2 protein-coding genes are annotated in these 4,884 nt (G+C 38.0%); both read right to left on the bottom strand.

Annotation, left to right across the window (positions count from 1 at the left end):
- A partial coding sequence (locus H6S82_RS18390) for a serine/threonine-protein kinase (RefSeq protein ID WP_191056517.1) occupies positions 1–1,380 on the bottom strand: 1,380 nt, incomplete at its 3' end.
- A 179-nt stretch (positions 1,381–1,559) separates the two neighbouring features.
- On the bottom strand, positions 1,560–4,884 hold a 3,325-nt coding region (locus tag H6S82_RS18385), incomplete at its 5' end, for an ATP-binding protein (RefSeq protein ID WP_191056516.1).

Raw genomic sequence — 4,884 nt, 5'->3', positions numbered from 1 at the left:
TAAGGGATGTTCTACTCTGGTAAAGACTTGGGTAAATTTTTGAAATAATAAGTTAAATCTATTTTGCGCCGCCGTTCCTGATAATTCTACTACTGCGGGTTGTGGGCCAATAATGCTTTCTAATTCAGGAATTACTTCAATAATTACCTGTCCGTTTTCTCCCAAAACTTCTAAAATCTGTTGTTTCCATTGTTGAATTTGGGCATCGCTTTCGCTTAATAATTGTCCCATTAAATCTCGAAAAGCTTGTACAAAAGCACTAAAGGGAATATTGCGCTGAAATTGGTCAAATTTGCCTTTGATAAAATATCCTCGCTGTCTGACAATTGGTTTATGCACCTCGTTGACAACAGCAGTTTTTCCAATCCCAGAAAACCCAGCCACCAGCATCATTTCTGTTGCGCCTTGGCTGACTCGATCGAATGCTTGGAGGAGGATTTCTACTTCGGTTTCTCTGCCATAGAGTTTATCGGGGATGATGAAGCGATCGCACAAATCCCGTTGAGCGATCGGGAAGATTTCAATTTTACCTTTTGCCTGCAATTGTTGCCAGCATCGTTCTAGATCCCATTTCAATCCTAATGCGCTTTGATAGCGGTTTTCCGCATTTTTTGCCATCAATTTGGCTACTATTTCTGATAGGACGACAGGAATTTCTGGATTGATTTCATGCACTAATTTTGGCAGTTTGGCAATATGACAATGCACCAACTCCATTGGATCGTTGGCTAAAAATGGTAATTCTCCCGCCAGCAATTCGTAGAAAGTTACGCCCAAAGAGTAAAAATCAGTCCGGTAATCAATGCCTCGATTCATTCTGCCAGTTTGTTCCGGAGAAATATAAGCTAATGTTCCTTCCAAATGATTGGGATTTAATATAGTTTGGGTTTCTCTGGGTAGCAGTGAAGCAATACTAAAGTCGATTAATTTAACTTCTTTGGTTTGGGGATTAATCAAAATATTGCTGGGTTTGATATCTTTATGGATTACTCTCTGGCGATACAATACTTCTAAAGCATTGCAAATGGCGATCGCTATATCTAAAAACTCTTTTAGAGATTGGAAATTGACTTTTTGGACGTAATTTTTTAAAGAAATTCCCCCAAAATCTTCCATAACCAAAGCATAGCCATTTTGATACGGTTCTAAGCTATATGTTTTGACAATCGAGGAATATTGCAGATTTTTAGTAATAGTATATTGATTGCGAAATTGTACCAATTCGTTGAAATTGGGATAAAGATTTTTTAGTAGTTTGATCGCCACAGGTAATCGATCTGAAGTACGGATAGCTCTATACACTAAGGTACGACTTCCTGAATAAATATTTTCAATAATTTGATAGTTGAGAATTTGATGGTTTGTGAAGGATTTATTCATAACGATCTTTGGCAAAAAATTAATGACGAGTTTGCTAAATGAGTACAAATATCAACGAAAAACATTTATAGCGATACGCGCTGGTATGTTTACTTTCTTCAAGCGATCGGGAATGGCTCATACCTTTATATGGCAATGCAATCCGTTCCCTTTTCCCTGCGCGTAGCGCTATAACTGGTTTATCGTCCCTGAATGGGTAAGGTGATGATAAATTCCGTACCCGATCCCAGTATAGAATTGACTTGTATGGAACCGCCATGTTTTTCGACAACAATCGACTTGGAGATCGCCAATCCCAATCCCGTCCCTTTCCCCACAGCTTTGGTAGTAAATAAATGGCCAAATATTTTGGCTTTGATTGCCTCCGTCATACCTTTACCATTATCGGCAATCCGAATTTCCACCAGGTTATCTACTAAGGATGTTTGAATGGTAATTTGATTGGGTTTTGCCTTAATTTCTGCGAAATTTCGTCCCAGATTTGATTCCTCTAACGCATCGATCGCATTAGCGAGAATATTCATAAATACCTGATTAAGCTGTCCGGGAAAACAATCAATTTGAGGTAAATTACCGTAGTTAGTCACCACTTCAATCGCCGGACGCTGTTCGTTCGCTTTCAGGCGATGTTTGAGAATTAAGAGCGTGCTGTCAATCCCTTCGTGAAGATTAAACGGCACTTTATATTCTCGATCGGCACGGGAGAAAGTTCTTAAACTGGTACTAATTCCTTTGATGCGCTCGCAACCTACCTGCATCGAAAACAGCATTTTCGGTAAATCTTCTAGCAAATATTCAATCTCTAATTCTTCAGCTTTTTTAGTAATTTCTTCACCAGGATTGGGAAATTTTTCTTGATAGAGTTGGAGGAATTCAGTCAGGTCTTTAACCGCCGTGAGTGCTTCTTTAACATTGCCAGAAATAAACCCAACCGGATTGTTGATTTCATGTGCTACTCCTGCCACTAGATTACCCAGTGCTGACATTTTTTCGCTTTGAACAATTTGCAATTGGGCTTGTTGTAAATCTTGCAGTGCTTGTTGAGCTTGTTGGTAAAGTCGGGCATTTTCTAATGAGATAGCAGCTTGAGTGCAAAGTAGATTCAGGATTTCCACGCGCTCGCTGGTAAACGCAGCCTTGGCTAAACTATTTTCTAGATATAAAATCCCCAGTAATTTACCTTGATGCAAAATTGGGCTGCACAAGATACTTTGAGGATGCTGACGGATAATATAGGGGTCATTGGCAAAGGTATTATCTGCGGTTGCATCCAGCAGTACCACAGTTTGTTGGTTGTGTTTGACCTTGTAAATGAGCTTATGGGGAATGTCTTGGCTGGATTCAATGGCAAGACTTTGCAATACAATGGGTTTTGTTTCTTGGGTAATTGCGCCTTGAATTAGTAAACGATCGTCTTGCCACAGCATTAATACGCATTTATCAGCCCCAGCATTTTCGATGACAATAGAAAGTAACGATGACAGTAGTTTGGACAGTTCGATTTCCCCAGAGATCGTTTGAGAGGCTTTGAGAATTGCTTTTAAATCCAGGGTATCTGAGATACTGGTGCTGCTGGATGTAGCGGCACTAATAGATGTCACAGTTCCCAAAGGAACAATAGTTTCGTGAGTGGAAACAACCGAACGGTTTTGCTGTAATATGGGGGCGAGTAATTGGGGATAGCGTTTTTCTAAGTCTGCTACTTTCGCTTTTGCTCCCCAACGGGCATAGCAGTAGTAGGCTTCTTGCATATATAATTGGGCAAATTTTTCTTTACCCCGATCGAGATAAAACCGAGCAGCAAGTTCATTAGCAAGTGCTTCTTCTTGAATATAGCCATTTTCTTGAGCCAAAGAAATCGCCAATTCATAATTATTGATTGCTTCTAAATATTGACCTATAACTCGATTTCGCTCTGCTTCGACTAAATAATATTTATGCAGATGATTCTTCGGATTATGGCTTGTCCATACTTTCATACTATTCTGATTGGCAGCCACTTGTTGTAGAATCTCTTCTTGCTCCGATTGGGAAAGTTTAGGAAATACAGCCAACCAAGTTAGAGCAGTATAAAAATAAAACACCGGAACGCTAAATGTTCCTTTGCCACCATCCAAATAACTTTGGGCAGATTCGATATATTCAAATGCTAGTTCAAATTCGGCAAACAAGTAACATAAAATTAATTTATTACAAAAGAAGTTCCATAGCCATGTTTTGTCTTTTATTTCCTGATATTTTGCTAGCAGCTCTTGTTCCTTATAAGTTCCTTTAAATAACACCACTGGGCTGGATGTTTGACCCAGTAAGTTAAGAACTACTTGTAGATAAATATCAGTATAGCTTAGCTGCGTTTGCAGATTAAATTGCTCTAAAATTTTTTGATAATCAGTAATTTTTTGTTCTAGTTTGGATAATTCATATCCCATGTAATAAATGTAAAATACATAACCATAAGCAGCATAACCTAATTCCATTAAACTGCCATTTTCCCAACCACTAGCATAAGCATTTTCTACTATTTTCAAGGCTTCTTTGATGTGCTGCTTCCAATGAATTATAAAATAAGATGTACTAAAAAATAGTCTGGATTCAATCTCTTTATTTTTCAATTTAGATAATAAATCTAAAGATAATTGACCAAATTCATAACCGCGTTCAATATCGCCAGCAATAGCGCAAAGAAATAATCCATAGCTGGAGTAGCATAACGGAGAAATAGGTGAATTTCCATGAATAATTGATAGATTTATCTGGGTCATAACGATAAAAGAATGGAGATTTGGTTTAGCCAAATACACAGGGACAGATATTTCATTAAGAATTTGCATAACTGCTAGCATTTGTGGGTCTTTCATCTCTGGCAAATTGAGCAAATCCGCAGGTTTTCTGTTACCCATAAGAGTTTGCGTTTCTTGACTTGCACGAGCAATATCTTCTAAAGTTGGCGATTCAGGTAAATCAATTGCAAGTTTCTTTAAGATAGTCAATCCAATGTTAATAGCTTTGAGTAGCTGACCTTGGGAAGTGTAAAGCATAATTCTCACAGCATAAACTTTAATTGTATCTAATGCTGTTTTTGCATATTGAAGTAAAATTTCTGCTAGGATTTCTACGTCATCTATATCTGTGTTTAGATAAGCTGCTTCCATTGCTTCTACATACAATGCCAGTGTCAAGTTATACTGACTTTCCCAGCGATCGCTTGCCAATAAATTACGCCCAATTGTAAAGTATTTGACTGCCGCGCTATAAGCAGTAGAATTTTTGGCTTTGCAGCCAGCGATTAAATTTAATTTGGCTAATTTTTCTCTATCTGTTGGCTGCTTAATTAGTTCCACAGCCACATTAATTTGATTAACGATTTCAAAAATTCGTTCTTCTTTTTCGCTCTCAGATATGCTCTTTAGTAGCAGTTGACCAATTTGATAATGAGTGGTTTTCTTTTCTGCCTCTGGAATTAGAGAATAAGCTGCTTGCTGCACTCGATCGTGCAAAAATTTA

This window comes from Planktothrix sp. FACHB-1355, assembly GCF_014748295.1.
GTDB lineage: Bacteria > Cyanobacteriota > Cyanobacteriia > Cyanobacteriales > Aerosakkonemataceae > Aerosakkonema > Aerosakkonema funiforme_A.
Note: the sequence above shows the minus strand (reverse complement) of the source record. Positions and strands in the feature narration are given on the sequence as shown.